Consider the following 17,647-nt stretch of genomic DNA (forward strand, 5'->3'; position numbering starts at 1 on the left):
TATCACGCCGAAGTCAAATAAATTTATAAATTGATTTAAAAGTGTTTATAAAGTCGCCAATCTAGCGGCTTCATCCTTTAGCATAGGGAAATGTTCAGCCGGTAAATATTGAGCAAGTGCTTGCATAGTTTTACCTAGTTCTGCATAACTGTCGGCAGATACATTAAGGTGCCCCATCTTGCGTTTTGCGCGCACGGTTTTGCCGTACAAGTGCAAATGACTACCAGCAATGCTCAATATATCTTTTGAAAAATCATCACAACCAATGATGTTAATCATCGCGGTTGGTTTTAATACTGTGGTCGCACCTAAGGGTAAACCACTAATAGCACGTAGATGATTTTCGAACTGGCATGTATCGGCACCCTGCATGCTCCAATGGCCTGAGTTGTGTACTCTTGGCGCGATTTCATTCACCAATAGCTGGTCGCCCATTTGGAAAAACTCAACCGCCAGCACGCCCACATAACCCAGTGCATGAGCCAGCTTATTAAATACGTCTTGAGCTTGCTGATTAAGCGCCTCATTTACGTGGGGAGCTGGTGCAACGGAAACATGCAGTTGCCCTTGATGATGTAGATTTTCAGCTAAAGGATAATAAGCAATTTCGCCATTGGCACTACGTACACCAACCAGTGATAATTCACGCTCAAAACACAGCATCTTTTCCACAACTAAGGGGACTTTTTGTAAATCCAATTCGCTAAGTTGCAGTTTTAGTTCTGCAAGCTGAGTAACACTACTCAAACGCCATTGGCCATAGCCATCATAACCATCACGGCTGGCTTTGATGATCAGTTTTTCACCTAACTGGACAACAGCCTCATCCAGTTGATTGATATCAGTGACAATTTTATATGGGCAATTAGCGATGTTTAAGCCTGATAACAGCGCCTTTTCTTTAACTCGATCCGCTCCCGCCATAATAGATTCAATGCTTGGTTTTAATTTGCCTGTGGCATTAACCTGTTCAAGTAAGTCTTGCGGAATATGCTCAAATTCTACCGAGATAGCATCTGCCTCGACTAGCGCCTGGATAAGAGACTTATCACTGACTAACTTTGTAAGAGGGTCAACCACATTACGCGCGTTCACATCCACCGCCGCCACGTGTAAACCAAGAGGATAACCGGCTAAGGCCATCATTCTGGCTAACTGACCAGAGCCTAAAATTAGAATATTCATCGAAACTTACCGCTTAGTTATTGAGGTAGACTGAGTTCGTCAAGCGCCAATACAGTGGCGGTTTGTTCCGTTCTAAAGGCAATAATGGCCTCACGAACTGTTTTATCGCTTAAAGCGACCACTTGGGCCGCTAATAGACCTGCATTAGCCGCACCGGCTTCGCCAATGGCTAAGGTGCCAACAGCTACACCTTTAGGCATCTGTACGATAGACAATAAGGAGTCAATGCCATTGAGTTGACTGGAACGGACTGGCACGCCAAACACGGGCAGATAAGTATGGGCGGCAATCATGCCGGGTAAGTGCGCAGCGCCACCAGCGCCACCAATGATGACCTGATAACCAGCATCAGCAGCTTGTTCAGCAAATTCAGTTAAAAGATTAGGGGTGCGATGAGCCGATACGACTTTAGCGCTATAACTTACTCCCAGTTTTTCTAACATGAGAGCCGCTTGTTGCATGGTTGGCCAATCAGAGTTTGAACCCATCACTATCGCCACTTTTGGCATATTCTTCTCGCTTACATTGCTTGTTAGCCAAATAAATTAAAACCGACTTGGCGCTAAGTAAAAAATCAGGACGCGGATTGTAGCCTAATTAGGGTTGCTGCATAAAGTCTAAAGTCAGATTAACCAAGACTTTAACGCCCGTTTTCATGCCTGCATCTTCAACTTTAAAGTCTGGGGTATGGTGAGCGGGTGCTTCGTTAGAGGATAAACCTAAGGGTTTACCTCCAACAAACAAAAATAGACCTGGCACTTTTTCCTGATAAAAGGAGAAATCCTCAGCTCCCGTTACAGGTTTAACTAAATTAACTTTAGATTCACCCACAGTGCGCACTAGCGTTGGCAACATCTTGGCGGTCAAATCAGGATCATTAAAGGTAATAGGGTATTGATAATCCAAGGGTAAAGTAAGTTCTGCGGTAGCCCGCATACTATCAGCAATACCTTTAACTTTACGTTGTACAGCCTCATACATATGTTCGCGAGCTTGCGGATTTAAAGTACGTATGGTGCCTACCAGTTCAACTTGGTCAGGGATAATATTTGATCTAACACCGCCGTGGATGGATCCGATAGTCACCACAGCCGCATCATCCAGTAATTTAATTTCGCGGCTGACAATAGTTTGCAAACCCATAATAACTTGGGCGGCAGTGGTAATAGGATCAACACTTAACCAAGGGTAAGCACCATGAGCGGGTTTACCACTGATGACAATTTTAAAGGGATCTACCGCTGCCATAATGCCACCAGCGCGATATTCAACCACACCCACATCGGTATCAGAGCTAATATGCAATCCAAAAACCACATCAACATCAGGATTTTTTAATACACCTTCTTTAACCATTAGCTCAGCTCCGCCTTTTTCACCATCGGGCGCGCCTTCTTCAGCAGGCTGAAAAATAAATTTAACCTTACCTTTAAGCTGAGATTTCATATCCGTTAAAATTTTTGCCGCGCCCATTAACATAGCCATATGGGTATCATGACCACAAGCATGCATAACGGGTACTTGTTTGCCGTTAAACTCGCCCATAACAGTGGACTTCCAAGGTAAATCATTATTTTCTAAGACCGGCAAAGCATCCATATCAGCGCGTAAAGCGATAACAGGGCCGGGTTTACCGCTGTCTAACACTGCCACTACGCCAGTAAGAGCAACGCCAGTTTGTACCTTGAGCCCTAAACTTTGCAAATAGTCAGCAACGTATTTAGCGGTATTGACTTCGCGATTAGATAACTCTGGAAATTGATGGAAATGATGACGCCACTTAATGACCTGGGGTTCTATATCATTTGCCAATTTGGCTACATCAGGTTGGGCAGCCATAGTCATAAATGGCAACAATAGTAAGGCATTCAGTCGTTTCATGGTTTTCCCTTTTTATCATTTTAATTATGTAAACCACACTATGTGGAAAGCGAGATGTCTTGTCAATTTTCAGTAGCATCAAGCAAAAAAAATCCGCTGCCAGTTTCCTGACAGCGGATTGATATTAAAGTACATAATTACAAATTAACTTTTTTGACGGCGCATCGCGGTAAAAAATTCATCATTGGTTTTGGTCATCGACAACTTACCGATAAGAAATTCCATCGCATCAATTTCTGACATTTCATGTACGATCTTACGCAAGATCCACATTTTTTGCAGTTCATCTTGAGTCGTTAATAGCTCTTCACGACGAGTACCAGAACGATTGTAATCAATAGCTGGGAATACCCGTTTTTCGGCAATTTTACGATTTAAGTGTAATTCCATATTACCGGTACCTTTAAATTCTTCGTAGATGACTTCATCCATCTTAGAACCAGTATCGATAAGTGCAGTGGCGATAATAGTTAAGCTACCACCTTCTTCAATGTTACGTGCTGCACCAAAAAAACGTTTAGGTTTATGTAGGGCGTTAGCATCCACACCACCGGTTAATACTTTACCTGATGAAGGGATTACCGTGTTGTAAGCGCGCGCTAAACGGGTAATAGAATCTAATAGAATAACTACATCTTTTTTGTGTTCGACTAAGCGTTTGGCTTTTTCGATTACCATTTCGGCTACTTGCACGTGACGACTGGCAGGCTCATCGAACGTAGAAGCGATAACTTCACCGCGCACCAAACGTTGCATCTCGGTTACTTCTTCAGGACGTTCATCGATCAGCAATACCATCAATACACATTCAGGATGGTTAGCAGCAATAGATTGAGCGATGTTTTGTAAAAGTAAGGTTTTACCGGCCTTAGGTGGAGCAACAATTAAACCACGTTGGCCACGACCAATAGGTGATGCCAAGTCCAATACACGGGCCGTAATATCTTCACTACTTCCGTTACCACGTTCCATGGTAAGGCGTTCATTGGCGTGTAGTGGAGTTAAGTTTTCGAATAAGATTTTGTTTCTGGAGCTTTCAGGACGGTCAAAGTTTACTTCACTTATTTTAAGCAGGGCAAAGTAACGTTCGCTATCTTTTGGCGGTCGGATTTTTCCAGAAATGGTATCGCCAGTGCGTAAATTAAAACGTCTTATCTGACTAGGTGATACATAAATGTCATCTGGACCAGCCAAATACGATGCATCATTGGAACGCAAGAATCCAAAGCCATCTTGCAATATTTCTAATACACCATCGCCAAAGATATCTTCACCGCTTTTGGCATGGGCTTTTAAAATTGAGAAAATGATATCCTGCTTGCGCGCACGAGCCATGTTTTCCAACTTCATTTCGTCGGCTAAGGCAACAAGTTCGCTGATCGGTTTATTCTTGAGTTCCGTTAGGTTCATATTGGTGGGTCTTTATACGTGAAGATTGCCTTTTGGCAACTATGGTTGAGTAATTCAAGGGTGTTTACTATTTCTTCCACATCTTTGATTTGAGTAAAAACTGGCTGTTCAGGAAAGAACGATTAAAATCTAACACCAAAAAACAGCATCGTCTAGTTAAAATATGCGCTTTGTCTGGCCTTGTGTCAATTAAACCGTTAATTCAATAAGCTTGCTTGAGCTTATATCGGTTTAAACTGCATAATTCATGAAGGTTTTTTATACTTAAAATAAAGCCCAGATTTACTGGGCCTTATAAACAACTATTGACCCCAAGAGGCTAGATATTGCTGTTAATAAACTCAACTAATTGTGATTTTGACAAAGCACCCACTTTAGTTGCCGCAACATTTCCACCTTTAAATAGTAACAAAGTAGGTATACCTCTAATGCCATACTTTGGTGGAGTGTCGTTATTTTCATCGACATTCAGCTTGCCAACTGTTACTTTGCCGTCGAATTCGTCAGCAACTTCATGCAGTATTGGCGCAATCATTTTACACGGACCACACCATTCCGCCCAGAAGTCAACTAACACAGGACCAGCAGCATTGATAACATCGGCCTCGAAACTATCGTCAGTTAACTGGATAATTTTGTCGCTCATTCTTTTCTCCGTAATTTTTTTCTCGCTGACTTTAGTATTCAGCGCAGTCATGATTGTTATATAGAAACTGGTTACTAATGCAAGCACAGATAAGCTATAAGCTATGCAAACAACACATTTAACCGATACACATTTTTCAGACTTGCCGATTAACGAGCAAGTAATAAAAGCGCTAAGTGCAGCAAATTTTAATCAGTGCACACCGATTCAAGCATTAAGCATACCCCCCTTGTTGGCCGGCCATGATATCGCAGGACAAGCACAAACGGGAACGGGTAAAACGATAGCATTTTTGGTGGCAACTTTTCATTATTTACTCACTAATCCGCAACCAAGTAAAAAACAGCCGCGCGCCATTATTATGGCACCAACCCGTGAACTTGCTGTGCAAATTTTTAATGACGCAGAATTGCTCAGCCAACACACGGGTTTATCCCTTGGCCTCATTTATGGGGGCGAAGGTTATCAAAGTCAACGTGACAAGTTAGAGCAAGGTGTTGATATTATTATTGGCACCACTGGCCGCATTATCGATTATTACAAACAAAATGTATTTTCCTTAGAGGGAATACAAGTTGCGGTACTTGACGAAGCGGATCGCATGTTTGATTTAGGTTTTATAAAAGACATACGCTTTTTATTCAACCGCATGCCCAAGCCAACAGAAAGACTCAGTATGTTATTTTCTGCCACGCTATCTTATCGCGTGCAAGAATTAGCTTACGAACACATGAATAATCCTACTCATGTGCAAATTGAGCCTGAACGCAAAACCGCTGAGCGCGTAAAAGAAGAGTTATTTTACCCTTCAGACGAAGATAAAATGCCACTTTTGTTAACACTAATTGAAGAAGAATGGCCAGACAAAGCCATAGTGTTTGCTAATACCAAACATAGTTGCGAAAAAGTCGCTGATTGGTTGCAATCAGATGGTCATCGAGTTGGTTTGTTAAGTGGTGATGTACCACAAAACAAACGTTTAAAAATACTCGAGAACTTTACTACTGGTGTACTCGACATATTAGTAGCAACCGATGTTGCCGCTCGTGGCCTACACATTCCTATGGTGAGTCACGTATTTAATTACGACTTACCTGATGATGCTGAAGATTATGTGCATCGCATTGGACGTACAGGCCGAGCAGGCCAAAGTGGTAGCTCTATTAGTTTTGCCTGTGAAAAATATGCGCTAAATCTACCGGCAATTGAAACCTATGTTGATCATTCCATTCCGGTAACGGAATACGACCCAAGCACCTTGATTAGAGATGTAACACCACCAGCACCGCGATTTAAAAAGCGTATGCAAAGTGGCAGAAATCATCCTAAACGTCCTGCCGGACCAAGGCCAAATCGCCATAAATGAACAACCTGCAGCCGATAACTCAAGAGTTTAGTCAACCAGAGCAGTTATATGCTGCGGTTGACTTAGGCTCCAATAGCTTTCACATGGTGATCGTGAGAGTGTCGGCCGGTAGTGTTCACATCATCGGCAAAATAAAACAAAAAGTACGCCTCGCTGCTGGTTTAGATGAACACATGCAACTCGACCAAGACAGTCTTGAGCGCGGTTGGCACTGTCTCGAAACCTTTGCCGAGAGATTGTTAGATATCCCTGTTGCTAATGTCAAAGTGGTCGGCACAGCCACGCTGAGGCTGGCTAAAAACGTCGATGTGTTTTTACACAAAGCCGAACAAATCCTGCGCCATAAAATTCATGTCATTGATGGCAATGAAGAAGCCAGACAAATTTATTTAGGTGTTGCTTATACCTCGGCCAATCAAGGTAACTCGCTAGTTATCGATATCGGTGGTGCAAGTACCGAAATCATTGTGGGCAATGATATGACTCCTATTCATCTCACCAGTTTGAATATGGGTTGTGTGACCTTTAAAGAGCGTTTTTTTGCTGATAACTTAATTACTGAAGATGCCTTCGCAGCGGCGATTGCACAGGCCAAAGTATTACTTGCTCCGGTAAAAAATGATTTTGTTAGTTTTGACTGGCAGCAATGTTTAGGTGCCTCTGGCACCCCTCAGGCTATTACTGAAATATTAGTGACCCAAGGGATCAGTGATTCGATCCGCCTCGACTATTTGTATAACCTTAAACAGCAATGTATCGATTGTATACAAATCGACTTGCTAGATATTGTTGGGCTAAGTGAAGCCCGTCGTGCAATTTTCCCCAGTGGTTTAGCCATACTGATTGCCTTATTTGAAGAACTCAAAATCACTGACATGCAAATTTCTGGCGGTGCATTACGTGAAGGTCTGATCTACGGCATGCTGGATAACATGCAGCAAAATGATCGTAGAGCACAAACTCTTGAACAAATGCTGGGACACTTTCATATTGACGCAGACCACGCCAAGCGTGTTAAAAATTTAGCTTTGACTTTATTTAAGCAGGTACAGAAACAACAAAATACCGATAAATTTGACTGTCAGGCAGTATTGATTGGTGCGGCTATGCTGCATGAAATTGGCTTACATATCGAATATCGGCAGCACCATGTGCACGGTGCTTATATCCTGTCGCACGTGCCTATGATTGGTTATACCCAACAACTTCAATCTTGTATTAAAACGGTTGTGCTTAACCATCGTAGTGATATTAATTTAGCTAGTCTGAAACCATTTCAGGCAGAAATGCAAGACAAACTCAGTGTGTTAATCAAGCTAATCAGGCTGGCATGTTTATTATCCATTCGACGCAAAGACAAACTACTACCCCCAATAGATATAGCTTTTGAAGACAATAAGTGCTCACTAACTTTTCCTAAAGGTTGGCTTAAATCTCACCCCCTAATTGATGCCGAACTCGCCAACGAAAAATGGCAACAGCATAAAGTAGGTTGGAAATTAGAGTGTCTTTAGCAGGTACGAGTTTCGAGCTAACAGAGAAGAGCTAAAAGAAGAAAACCTTAGTTTGTCTTTTCCACCTCTGCTGTTATTTTTTGCTCGACGCTCGTAGCTCGCGACTATTTGCTTACCAACAACCGAGCCGCTTGTTTAGCGAAGTAGGTCAATATCCCATCTGCTCCAGCACGTTTGAATGCCATGAGTGATTCCAAAATGACTTCGTCTTCCTTGAGCCAGCCGTTGGCAAATGCAGCTTTGTGCATAGCGTATTCACCACTGACTTGATAAGCAAAAGTGGGCACTTTGAATTCGCTTTTACAGCGCCTAACAATGTCTAAATAAGGCATGCCGGGTTTAACCATCACCATGTCAGCGCCTTCCTGAATATCCAGGGCGATTTCGCGCATGGCTTCATCTGAATTCGCCGGATCCATCTGATAATTCTTTTTGTTACCGCCTTTAATATTACCAGCTGAGCCCACCGCATCACGAAACGGTCCGTAATAAGCCGAGGCGTATTTAGCCGAATACGCCATGATGCACGTATTCACAAAACCATTAACTTCCAAAGCTTGGCGAATCGCACCGATACGACCGTCCATCATATCGGAAGGCGCCACGATATCGGCTCCAGCTTCAGCATGGGACAAGGCTTGTTTGACTAGAATCTCGATGGTTTGGTCATTCAACACATAACCACTCTCATCTATAATTCCATCTTGACCGTGCTCGGTAAAAGGATCAAGGGCAACATCGGTGATCACCGCGATATTAGGTACAACGTGTTTTAACGCTCTTACCGCCCTCTGAGCCAAGCCCTGTGGATTAAAGGCTTCACTGGCACATAATGATTTTAGTTCAGATGGTGTAACCGGAAATAAGGCAATCGCAGGAATGCCTAGTTCAACTAACTCTTTTGCTTCTTCAAGTAGCAGGTCAATCGACATTCTTGTGATGCCAGGCATGGAAGGAATAGCTTCACGCTGATTTTGTCCTTCAATAACAAACATGGGATAAATTAAATCTTGTGGATGCAAATTATGCTCAGCAACTAACTTGCGGGTAAAGTCATGCTGTCTTAAACGACGCATTCGGGTTGCGGGAAAATGTTCTGACATGATTTTAGTCCTGTTCTTGTTCGTCACTGTCGCTTAAAAAGATGCCTTTAACCTTATTACGCCCGGCATTTTTAGCTTGATAAAGTTGTTGGTCAGCAGAGGCTAATATTGTTTTTTCAGCCAGTTCTGGCTTGGCAATAGCGGTAGCGATACCAGCGCTAATGGTCAAGCTGATAGTAAAACCATCTGACTGAACTGGGGTTTGTTCAATAGTTTGCCTGATATTTTCGACCAAGGTATTTGCCCCGGATAACTCTGTGCTGGGCAAAATCAATACAAATTCTTCGCCGCCATAACGACATAGATCATCGCTTGGGCGTTTTAGGGCATTTTTAATGCTTAAGGCCACCGCTTTGATACAGTCATCGCCAACCAAATGACCGTATTTATCATTAACATTTTTAAAGTGGTCAATATCGATCATTACTATAGATAATTGGGTTTGTTCGCGGCGGCTGCGCCGGATTTCTGCAATATATTTTTTATCAAAATAGCTGCGGTTACGCACACCGGTCAGCGCATCAAGGGTGTTTTTTTCTTGTAACTCATGGTTCTTTTCCGATAATTCGCGTAGGGTAATTTCCAGTTCTAAGTTACGTTCTTGCATCTTGTACTCTAGTTCTTCCTGTGCCCTTTCCTGCATTGTGAGTATTTCATCTAGAGCGCTTTTATCTTGCAGGGTTTTGGCTAACTGCTGGCTTTGAATTTTGAATAAATCCAAATGCTGTTGATTGTGCTTGAAAGCCAACACTAAGGTGAGCAATAGAGCTTCAATAGCTACAGCCAATGCCAGAAGGTAACTAGCATTGATACCTAAGTTAAATAGATTGAGATATTGCGCGCCGACAACTAAAAGAGTAATAAATAATAAGCTGCGGCCGAGGGTATACAAACGTGCAATAGCGACGCCTTTAAACCACAACCACCCCCCTAGTACGTAAGTTAGTGACCAACCCATGACTAAAATCGCCGACATAACACTTGTAAAAACAGGCAAAGGAATAATTAAACTTAAAGATGCACTTAGGACATAAAAAATACTAAGCGCTTGTAAGGCACGGCTTCGTTTTGCGTTGTAAGACCTTATATCTAACAGAAGATCAAACACAATAATTGAAAGCGCTACGCTTACATTGCTAAATATGGCCAGTGCGTGTTGCCCAAACCACGGGGAGTGTTGCCAAAGATAGTGCGCGCCTAGCCCATTTATGCTGGCTAGACTGAGTCCTAAAAAAATCACATAGCCACTATAAGCCCCAAAAACGGCTTTTTTTGTGGCGCCAAAGTACAGCAAATTAATCACAACCATTGCCAATATAAAACCGCAAGACAAGCCCATAATTATGCTGTGTCGATCAATTAATTCCATGTGACGAGATCCAGACAAGAAAGTAAGGAGCAGCTACACAACAATTTGGTGTTAGTTTGCATGCAAATTTCCTTGTTTCCTCAGACCAAAAAGCGCTTGGCTGTTGGCATAACTATGCTGCTTAATTAGCTGTATATCAATCTCGCATATCGCTGCTAGTTGCTCAGCAATATAGGGTAAATAGGCGGGTTCGTTGTTGCCATTATCCAGTTTTCTATGGTTTGCTAGGCCCTTAGGGCGCAAATAAGGCGCGTCAGTTTCGAGCATCAAACGATTTAGGGGTAAAGACTTGACGGCTTCTCTTAATGCTAAGCCACGAGTCAAATCACAAACCCAGCCGGTTATGCCAATGTATAAGTCAAGCTCAAGGTAAGTCTGCATTTGCGTAATATTGCCGGTAAAACAATGGGCAACGCCCCCCACTAACTTAGCGCGGTATTTTTTTAAGAGTCTAACTTGTTCATCAAATGCGTCTCTTTCATGTAAAAACACCGGTAATTTGAGCTCACAAGCCAGTTGTAATTGCTGCTCAAAAGCATGTAATTGCTGCTGTGGGGTAGAAAAATTACGGTTAAAATCTAGTCCGCATTCACCTACCGCCACCACCTGGGGAGCTTGGCATAATGCAAATAGTGCGGCATAAGCCTGTTGATTAAACTCACTGGCGTAGTGGGGATGAACACCGGCAGTGCTATATAAAGTTGGAGGATACTGGCGACACAACTCAAGTGCTTTCTGACTTTCTGCGACTGATGTGCCAGTAAGCATCATACTGCTTACCCCAGCAGCATTAGAGCGAGCCAATACCGCTTCGACATCAAATCGTTCGTTACCTAGATTAACGCCGATATCAAACCATGACATGGTTATTTAATCCGCTTTACACGCATTTTTTTATTTTTGCCTTCTATCCCTAAGAAAAAAGAACCCAGCGCTGCCCTTTCTAAATACACAGTATCACCTACACGCAAGCGCATTCTGGAACCATCAGTTTGCTGCCATATTTGGTCAATATCTATACTCACTATAAGTTTTTTATATGGATTGTATTCAACATTAGTTACTACAGCTTTGATGTCAGAAATTTCTTCCTCAGGATCGGGAATATTAGGCAAACCAAAGGTTTTCACCAACGATGATTGTGGTTCAGCTTCTATTTTGGATGGCTGGCTTGATACTGTTGGAGGCATAATAATGTTAGGAGCTGCCTGCTGTTGCTCTGCTGTTAGTGCAGAGCTAACGTCATCATAACATTGCAGCCTATGCACACTGTTTGTTTCTGTGCGGCATGATAATAATGACGAAGTTAAACTATCTGCTAAAGCAAAATTTGCCAGAATGCTGATAAAAACACATAAAACACTGATGATTAAAGTCTTGGTTATTTTCATTCTTGTATTTCCTCTTCTTCATTTTTATTGTTTTTATCTTTTGTATAAATACCACCAACTATCAAGCCAAACTCAAAGAGTATCCACATAGGTACGGCAAGCAAAGTTTGCGAAATAATATCTGGTGGCGTTAACAACATACCTAAAACAAATACCCCAACTACCACATAAGGACGTTTGGCCCTTAAAGCAGCAGGAGTTGTCATACCAGTCCAACACATCAAAACAATGGCCACCGGAATTTCAAATGATAAGCCAAAAGCAAAAAACAGCTTCAAGACAAAATCAAGGTAGCTAGTAATATCTGTATTGTTAACCACTCCCTCAGGCACAACACTGGTAAAAAAGGCGAACATGAGCGGAAATACCACATAATACGCAAAGGCCATACCGGCATAAAACAGCAGGGTGCTGGAAAGTAATAATGGGGCAACTAAACGTTTTTCATTTTTATACAAACCTGGAGCGATGAAACCCCAAACCTGGTATAAAACCACTGGAATAGCGATAAAAAAAGACAGCACTATGGTGAGTTTAAAGGGTGCGAAAAACGAAGATGCAACATCTGTTGCGATCATCTGTGCGTTGTCAGGTAGTGCTTCTAGTAGCGGTGTGGCAAGCCAATGATAAAGATCCTGTGCAAAATAGACCAAACATAAAAACACCACAAACACACTAGACACCGCTTTAAGCACACGGCTGCGTAGCTCAATTAAATGAGCAATTAAGCTATTTTGATCAGCCATTTAAACTCACTCTTTGCTATAAGGTTTTTGCACAGACTTGGCAGCATTGCGCAGTTCGTCGACAGTTTCCTGCAACTTGGGGGACAGATTCTGCATATTTTGTTCTTCAGCTTTTTTCAGGTTTTCGTGCAGTTCCTGAATTTTGAATTGCTGCTCCACTTCCTGACGAAAACCATTAGCCATACTTTTAATACTGCGCACGGTTTTTAAGGTTGAGCGGATGGCTCCGGGTAGTTTTTCAGGCCCGAGTACCACGAGGGCAACTACACCAATCAACACCAGCTCAAAAAAGCCTATATCAAACATTAGTTACGCTCTTTTTGCTCACTGGTTTTAGTTTGGTTTACGCTTTCAGCCGCTTTAGACTTATTTTCGACTTTTTCTTTAGTGGCAAAGTCTGCATCTGCGTCTTTACTCTCTTCGTCTTTGTCATCGCTGATGGCTTTTTTAAAACCCTTAACGGCAGAACCTAAATCACCACCTAAACTGCGTAATTTTTTAGTGCCAAACAACAACACTATGATGCCTAAAATAATTAATAATTGTGGAACGCTAATACCAAACATACTTTACTCCTAATATCAGTTTGTCATCATTATACGTAGCAAAATCAAAAGGTCACTGGATTTGATGCTATTGAATTCAACTAATAATTTTTCATTAACATAAATCAAAAATAGGTTAAGCTAAAATACAACATTAGATACAGGATAAGTAACAGTGTGAGTATTCTAGTCAAGTTTTTACCAGCCTCTATATTGATTATAATCTCATGCCAGACCCATGCAGAGCAGGAAAGCGATCCTTCGTGGCTAGATGCTATGCATCAAAATATTACTGAATCAGTTAATGATTCTGCATTATGGTTTGATGAATTTTTTATGCTGGACCAAAATAGCCTGTCAGATCAAGCACTAGGTGAAGCTAGAATTCAGCTAGGATGGAGTCCAAGAAGCCGTGACCTGAACGAGTTCGAAAACCGTTTAAAGCTCCGTTACAAGCTGCCCAATCTCAAAAACCGGGTAGATTTGGTTTTTTCTGATTACGACGATGAGATAGCAGATAATCCCCTGCAAAATACTAAAATAGACAATCGCAGTGAACGTAATCGTTTTAGTCTAGCACTCCAATGGAAGGCCAAACCCGATAGCGGTTTATCTCACCGTATTGGTATCGGTCGACGTTTACAACCCTTTGTAAAAAGCCGTTTTCGTAGTTTATTAAATATTAATCACCAGGCTGACATACGTTTTGAAACCTCTGCTTACTATTATAGTAATGATGGTTTTGGAGCCGATTTTTCGCTGCTCTACAGTTATGTATTCACACCACAATCCATGTTTAGATTTAATAATCATTTTTACTATAGAGATAGTACCAACGATTGGTTGTGGCAGCACAGCTGGCAACATTTAAATCAGATCAATGATAAAAATGCGCTTATAACCGGTTTTTATATGGAGGGTTTAAGCCAACCGACTTACCATCTGCAAGAATATTTAACGAGTAGTAGATGGCGCATTAATGCATTGAGAGATTGGCTGTTTTTTGAAGTTGAGCCTTTTGTAATGTGGCGCAAAGACGAAGCATTTTCTGCATCCTATGGCGTTAGTTTACGTATTGAAGGCTATTTTGGGCAAACCTAGACTACTAAGATAATTTAATCCGCCAAGCACTAACCCAACTAACTATGCCTACAAATGCTATAAAACTGCTTATCCTCCAGTCTGCATGATAAATCGGCAGGACTGCGCTAACTATTATCAACGTAGCCCCAATAACCAAGCACTGTAATCGTTTAAACTGTTGATTGTGCTGAAGCTGTAATAACTCAAATTGAGTACGCTGTTGCTCTGGCAATTTTTTGATTTGCTTAAGAGTGTCATATACGAGATCTGGAATTTCAGGCAGTTTTTCTGACCAAAAAGGTAAGTTTGTTACAACCTTGCTGTACATAGCTTTAAAACCAATTTGCTCTTTCATCCAGTTTTCCAAAAAGGGTTTAGCCGTTTTCCACAAATCTAATTCAGGATACAACTGGCGTCCCAAACCTTCGATATACAATAGGGTTTTTTGCAACAAAACCAATTGCGGCTGGATCACCATATTAAAACGTCGAGCGGTATTAAAGAGTTGCAGCAACACATTACTAAACTCAATTTCAGCTAATGGTTTTTGAAAGATTGGCTCACATACTCGGCGAATCGACGCCTCAAAATCATCAATATCTGTATCCGATGGCACCCAACCAGAATCCACATGCAGCTGAGCCACTTTACGATAATTACGATTAAAAAAAGCGATAAAATTTTCTGCTAAATAGCGTTTATCTTCGCTATTGAGGGTACCTACTATGCCAAAATCTATGGTGATATATTGTGGGTCTGCTGGATTCGAGGTATTGACAAAAATATTGCCTGGATGCATATCTGCATGAAAGAAGCTGTCACGAAATACTTGAGTAAAAAATACTTCAACACCTCGTTCTGCTAACTTTTTCATATTGGTATTAAGGGCTTTGAGCTTAACCACGTCAGCGATGGGTGTGCCGTAAATTCGTTCCATGACCATCACATTACGATGGCTATAATCGCTATAAATAGTTGGTACATACAAGGCATCAGAGCCTTCAAAATTACGTTTAAACTGAATACCATTAGCCGCTTCATGAGTAAGATCAAGTTCGTCGATGATGGTACGTTTATACTCTTCTACCACTTCTACTGGGCGCAACCTTTTACCATCCGGTAATAGCTTTTGCACAGCTGCAGCCACCGTGCGCATCAGTTCAATATCTGACTCGATTGTACGCTTGATATCTGGGCGAATGACCTTAATGATCACTTCTTTGCCGTTTAATGTGGCTGTATGAACCTGTGCTATGGATGCAGATGCCAGTGGTCTAGCCTCAAAATCGCTAAAAAGATCAGAAATTTTCTGCAAACCCAAGGCTTTGAGAATAATGCTTTCAGCAACATCACTAGCAAAGGGCTCAACTTGATCCTGCAGAATCGCCAATTCATTCGCAATATCCACAGATAATAAGTCTTTGCGGGTTGAAAGCATTTGACCAAATTTGATAAACACCGGCCCGAGTGTCTGTAAGGCTAAACGGATCCTCGCACCCTGAGATTTATCTGAATGTTGATTGCGTAGCCAAAAAAATCCATAGCGACCTAATTTGGCATACCAGGGCAACCAACTAGGCGGAATAAGTTCATCCAAGCCATGCTGCAACAAAACTTTATTAATATGGTACAAACGCAAAATTCGCATCGAGGCATCAGGCCTTATAAGTTTTTTCTAAAATGGCCAATCTAGCGGCTAAGCGCTCCGCAGCACTACGTAAACTATTTACTTGCCCACTAAATTCGTTGAGTTCTTGTGGTTTAACACCTATTGCACCTTGTGCTGTTAAGCGCTCGGCCCAGACAATACGTGCCTGCTCAAGGCTATCTTTACTGTGTGAGATAACACTTCTTACACTTAGGAAGGTTTGATGTGCCAGCACATCGCCTGTATAGACCGACAATTGTTCTTCCCAATCAATATCAAGTTCTTGCATCAAACTACTAAAACTCTGGGCAACATAGATATCTCCCACTAACTTGAGTTTTTCCTGTTGGATAAGCTGAGTAAGTTTACTGCTATCTTGCAAGAGCGGCAGCGTATCCAAATTAAGTTCAATTATACAGCTGGCTAACTTTTGATCAGCCTCATAGCCTTGAATGATAGCAACGCTGATGTGTTCAGAAAACTGAAATAACAGAGGCCAAGGCAGCTCTGATATATGCACCACCAGGCTTTTGCCATGCAGTTTTTTAAGTTTAGTCTGACTAGATGGGTCAAGCTTAACAAGCTGATTTAAAACGCCTTCAATTCCCGAGCTAACTAATTGAACAACAGGCATATTAGAATTTGAAACCTCGATGCAATGCCACTATTCCCCCCGTTAAATTTTGATAAGTGGTTTGCTCAAAACCTACAGCTTCCATCATATTTTTTAGAACATCCTGTTCAGGATGCATACGAATTGATTCTGCTAAATACTGATAACTGTCGCTGTCATTTGCCACTAACTGGCCAATTTTAGGTAATAGGTGGAAAGAATAAAGATCGTAGGTCTTACTAAGCAATTCGTTAGTCGGTTTAGAAAACTCCAACACTAACAAGCGCCCACCGGGTTTTAGCACTCTGTACATAGAAGCTAATGCTTTATCTTTATCTGTCACATTGCGCAAACCAAAGGCAATGGTAATAATATCGAAGGTATTATCAGGAAAGGGCAATTCTTCAGCATCGGCTTGAACGTATTCTACATTGCCAACAATGCCTTGATCACGTAATTTAACCCGACCGACTTTGAGCATAGCTTCGTTTATATCAGCCAAAACAACCTGACCAGTACTACCTACTATACGCGAAAATTTAGCAGTTAAATCACCTGTACCTCCGGCCAAATCGAGCACCTTATGCCCAGCTCTAACTCCACTACAGTCTATGGTGTAACGTTTCCACAACCTATGTATACCTAATGACATTAGGTCGTTCATGATGTCATATTTAGCAGCAACGGATTGAAAGACATCTTTCACCATCGCCACTTTCTGATCTTTATTTATCTGCCTGAAACCAAAGTGAGTGGTATTACTACCTGACTCGATTGATGTGTTTTGTTGTGATGATTCGCTCATGCAGAGTCCTTTAACCGTTAAGCTTAATGATGCCTACCCATCATCATGCTGCTAATGAGTTAGTTTACTCAATTATGTCACTAGCCGACAGTTAAGAATTTAGTTTATGACTACATATGAAAGTAATGTTTAGGAATTTTAAACAGGCAACATATCTTGGAGTGGGACGATTTAACGCAGTCAGCTGGAATGAGCGGTTTAAAGTAAATCGCAGGTATAAAAAAAGCCCATCATAATCATGAAGGGCTTATTCTAATTGGGAGCCTGGCGGTGTGCTACTCTCACATGGGGAGACCCCACACTACCATCGCCGCTAATGCGTTTCACTTCTGAGTTCGGAAT

18 protein-coding genes are annotated in these 17,647 nt (G+C 41.7%); 3 read left to right on the plus strand and 15 right to left on the minus strand.

The window, feature by feature from the left end:
- Nucleotides 1-45 precede the first annotated feature (45 nt).
- The 5 genes from AX660_RS04660 to trxA form a co-directional block, all read right to left on the minus strand.
- Nucleotides 46-1,185: a 5-(carboxyamino)imidazole ribonucleotide synthase gene (locus tag AX660_RS04660; protein ID WP_068373225.1), complete on the minus strand. Its 1,140-nt coding sequence runs from the start codon at nucleotides 1,183-1,185 to the stop codon at nucleotides 46-48.
- 17 nt (nucleotides 1,186-1,202) lie between these two features.
- Nucleotides 1,203-1,694 (minus strand): 5-(carboxyamino)imidazole ribonucleotide mutase, encoded by a 492-nt coding sequence (gene purE / locus AX660_RS04665; protein ID WP_068373228.1) that lies wholly within the window; start codon nucleotides 1,692-1,694, stop codon nucleotides 1,203-1,205.
- 88 nt (nucleotides 1,695-1,782) lie between these two features.
- Complete coding sequence (locus AX660_RS04670) at nucleotides 1,783-3,066, minus strand: amidohydrolase (RefSeq protein ID WP_068373231.1); 1,284 nt, start codon at nucleotides 3,064-3,066, stop codon at nucleotides 1,783-1,785.
- Nucleotides 3,067-3,210: 144 nt separating this feature from the next.
- The gene (rho, locus tag AX660_RS04675) at nucleotides 3,211-4,476 is read right to left on the minus strand and encodes a transcription termination factor Rho (RefSeq protein WP_068373234.1); all 1,266 of its coding nucleotides are present in this window, start codon (nucleotides 4,474-4,476) and stop codon (nucleotides 3,211-3,213) included.
- Between the two features lie 319 nt (nucleotides 4,477-4,795).
- Nucleotides 4,796-5,122, minus strand: a complete 327-nt coding sequence (trxA, locus tag AX660_RS04680) for a thioredoxin TrxA (protein WP_068373237.1) — start codon at nucleotides 5,120-5,122, stop codon at nucleotides 4,796-4,798.
- Between the two features lie 103 nt (nucleotides 5,123-5,225).
- Between trxA and rhlB the strand changes: the two genes are divergently transcribed.
- Nucleotides 5,226-6,488, plus strand: coding sequence for an ATP-dependent RNA helicase RhlB (gene rhlB / locus AX660_RS04685; RefSeq protein WP_068373240.1), 1,263 nt, complete (start codon nucleotides 5,226-5,228; stop codon nucleotides 6,486-6,488).
- Entirely contained in the window at nucleotides 6,485-8,002 is a 1,518-nt protein-coding gene (locus AX660_RS04690; protein ID WP_068373242.1) for a Ppx/GppA phosphatase family protein, read from the plus strand. Before rhlB ends, AX660_RS04690 begins: the two co-directional genes overlap by 4 nt.
- A gap of 104 nt (nucleotides 8,003-8,106) precedes the next feature.
- Here AX660_RS04690 and hemB read toward each other — a convergent pair whose 3' ends face one another.
- From hemB to tatA, 7 genes are read right to left on the minus strand one after another with little or no spacing between them, the layout of a single operon-like run.
- Nucleotides 8,107-9,105, minus strand: a complete 999-nt coding sequence (hemB, locus tag AX660_RS04695) for a porphobilinogen synthase (protein WP_068373245.1) — start codon at nucleotides 9,103-9,105, stop codon at nucleotides 8,107-8,109.
- A gap of 4 nt (nucleotides 9,106-9,109) precedes the next feature.
- A complete protein-coding gene (locus AX660_RS04700; RefSeq protein ID WP_068373248.1) occupies nucleotides 9,110-10,474 on the minus strand; it encodes a sensor domain-containing diguanylate cyclase in 1,365 nt (454 codons plus the stop codon).
- A gap of 51 nt (nucleotides 10,475-10,525) precedes the next feature.
- Nucleotides 10,526-11,338 (minus strand): TatD family hydrolase, encoded by an 813-nt coding sequence (locus AX660_RS04705; RefSeq protein WP_068373251.1) that lies wholly within the window; start codon nucleotides 11,336-11,338, stop codon nucleotides 10,526-10,528.
- A gap of 2 nt (nucleotides 11,339-11,340) precedes the next feature.
- Nucleotides 11,341-11,865: a hypothetical protein gene (locus tag AX660_RS04710; protein WP_068373254.1), complete on the minus strand. Its 525-nt coding sequence runs from the start codon at nucleotides 11,863-11,865 to the stop codon at nucleotides 11,341-11,343.
- The gene (tatC, locus tag AX660_RS04715; RefSeq protein ID WP_068373257.1) at nucleotides 11,862-12,611 is read right to left on the minus strand and encodes a twin-arginine translocase subunit TatC; all 750 of its coding nucleotides are present in this window, start codon (nucleotides 12,609-12,611) and stop codon (nucleotides 11,862-11,864) included. The genes AX660_RS04710 and tatC overlap by 4 nt, the downstream gene beginning before the upstream one ends.
- Nucleotides 12,612-12,617: 6 nt before the next feature.
- Nucleotides 12,618-12,917, minus strand: coding sequence for a Sec-independent protein translocase protein TatB (gene tatB / locus AX660_RS04720; RefSeq protein WP_068373261.1), 300 nt, complete (start codon nucleotides 12,915-12,917; stop codon nucleotides 12,618-12,620).
- Nucleotides 12,917-13,177 carry a twin-arginine translocase TatA/TatE family subunit gene (gene tatA, locus AX660_RS04725; protein WP_068373263.1) on the minus strand — a complete coding sequence of 87 codons (261 nt, stop codon included), beginning with the start codon at nucleotides 13,175-13,177 and terminating at the stop codon, nucleotides 12,917-12,919. Before tatA ends, tatB begins: the two co-directional genes overlap by 1 nt.
- Before the next feature lie 156 nt (nucleotides 13,178-13,333).
- On the opposite strand from tatA, the gene AX660_RS04730 reads away from it, so the two are divergent.
- Nucleotides 13,334-14,257, plus strand: coding sequence for a hypothetical protein (locus AX660_RS04730; RefSeq protein ID WP_235594653.1), 924 nt, complete (start codon nucleotides 13,334-13,336; stop codon nucleotides 14,255-14,257).
- Nucleotides 14,258-14,261: 4 nt separating this feature from the next.
- On the opposite strand, the gene ubiB is transcribed toward AX660_RS04730, so the two are convergent.
- Genes ubiB through ubiE form a run of 3 tightly spaced genes read right to left on the minus strand, consistent with a single transcriptional unit; the run spans nucleotide 14,262 to nucleotide 17,305 of the window.
- On the minus strand, nucleotides 14,262-15,887 hold the full coding sequence (gene ubiB / locus AX660_RS04735) for a ubiquinone biosynthesis regulatory protein kinase UbiB (protein ID WP_068373269.1): 1,626 nt from the start codon (nucleotides 15,885-15,887) through the stop codon (nucleotides 14,262-14,264).
- Between the two features lie 7 nt (nucleotides 15,888-15,894).
- Nucleotides 15,895-16,521, minus strand: coding sequence for a ubiquinone biosynthesis accessory factor UbiJ (locus AX660_RS04740; RefSeq protein ID WP_068373272.1), 627 nt, complete (start codon nucleotides 16,519-16,521; stop codon nucleotides 15,895-15,897).
- Between the two features lies 1 nt (nucleotide 16,522).
- Nucleotides 16,523-17,305: a bifunctional demethylmenaquinone methyltransferase/2-methoxy-6-polyprenyl-1,4-benzoquinol methylase UbiE gene (gene ubiE / locus AX660_RS04745; RefSeq protein WP_068373275.1), complete on the minus strand. Its 783-nt coding sequence runs from the start codon at nucleotides 17,303-17,305 to the stop codon at nucleotides 16,523-16,525.
- Between the last annotated feature and the right edge of the window lie 342 nt (nucleotides 17,306-17,647).

The organism is Paraglaciecola hydrolytica, assembly GCF_001565895.1.
In the GTDB taxonomy this organism is placed as follows: domain Bacteria; phylum Pseudomonadota; class Gammaproteobacteria; order Enterobacterales; family Alteromonadaceae; genus Paraglaciecola; species Paraglaciecola hydrolytica.

Bases quoted from the DNA above. Each gene is read 5' to 3' on its own strand.
- AX660_RS04660 (WP_068373225.1), bottom strand. From the start codon at position 1,185: ATGAATATTCTAATTTTAGGCTCTGGTCAGTTAGCCAGAATGATGGCC.
- purE (WP_068373228.1), bottom strand. From the start codon at position 1,694: ATGCCAAAAGTGGCGATAGTGATGGGTTCAAACTCTGATTGGCCAACC.
- AX660_RS04670 (WP_068373231.1), bottom strand. From the start codon at position 3,066: ATGAAACGACTGAATGCCTTACTATTGTTGCCATTTATGACTATGGCT.
- rho (WP_068373234.1), bottom strand. From the start codon at position 4,476: ATGAACCTAACGGAACTCAAGAATAAACCGATCAGCGAACTTGTTGCC.
- trxA (WP_068373237.1), bottom strand. From the start codon at position 5,122: ATGAGCGACAAAATTATCCAGTTAACTGACGATAGTTTCGAGGCCGAT.
- rhlB (WP_068373240.1), top strand. From the start codon at position 5,226: ATGCAAACAACACATTTAACCGATACACATTTTTCAGACTTGCCGATT.
- AX660_RS04690 (WP_068373242.1), top strand. From the start codon at position 6,485: ATGAACAACCTGCAGCCGATAACTCAAGAGTTTAGTCAACCAGAGCAG.
- hemB (WP_068373245.1), bottom strand. From the start codon at position 9,105: ATGTCAGAACATTTTCCCGCAACCCGAATGCGTCGTTTAAGACAGCAT.
- AX660_RS04700 (WP_068373248.1), bottom strand. From the start codon at position 10,474: ATGGAATTAATTGATCGACACAGCATAATTATGGGCTTGTCTTGCGGT.
- AX660_RS04705 (WP_068373251.1), bottom strand. From the start codon at position 11,338: ATGTCATGGTTTGATATCGGCGTTAATCTAGGTAACGAACGATTTGAT.
- AX660_RS04710 (WP_068373254.1), bottom strand. From the start codon at position 11,865: ATGAAAATAACCAAGACTTTAATCATCAGTGTTTTATGTGTTTTTATC.
- tatC (WP_068373257.1), bottom strand. From the start codon at position 12,611: ATGGCTGATCAAAATAGCTTAATTGCTCATTTAATTGAGCTACGCAGC.
- tatB (WP_068373261.1), bottom strand. From the start codon at position 12,917: ATGTTTGATATAGGCTTTTTTGAGCTGGTGTTGATTGGTGTAGTTGCC.
- tatA (WP_068373263.1), bottom strand. From the start codon at position 13,177: ATGTTTGGTATTAGCGTTCCACAATTATTAATTATTTTAGGCATCATA.
- ubiB (WP_068373269.1), bottom strand. From the start codon at position 15,887: ATGCGAATTTTGCGTTTGTACCATATTAATAAAGTTTTGTTGCAGCAT.
- AX660_RS04740 (WP_068373272.1), bottom strand. From the start codon at position 16,521: ATGCCTGTTGTTCAATTAGTTAGCTCGGGAATTGAAGGCGTTTTAAAT.
- ubiE (WP_068373275.1), bottom strand. From the start codon at position 17,305: ATGAGCGAATCATCACAACAAAACACATCAATCGAGTCAGGTAGTAAT.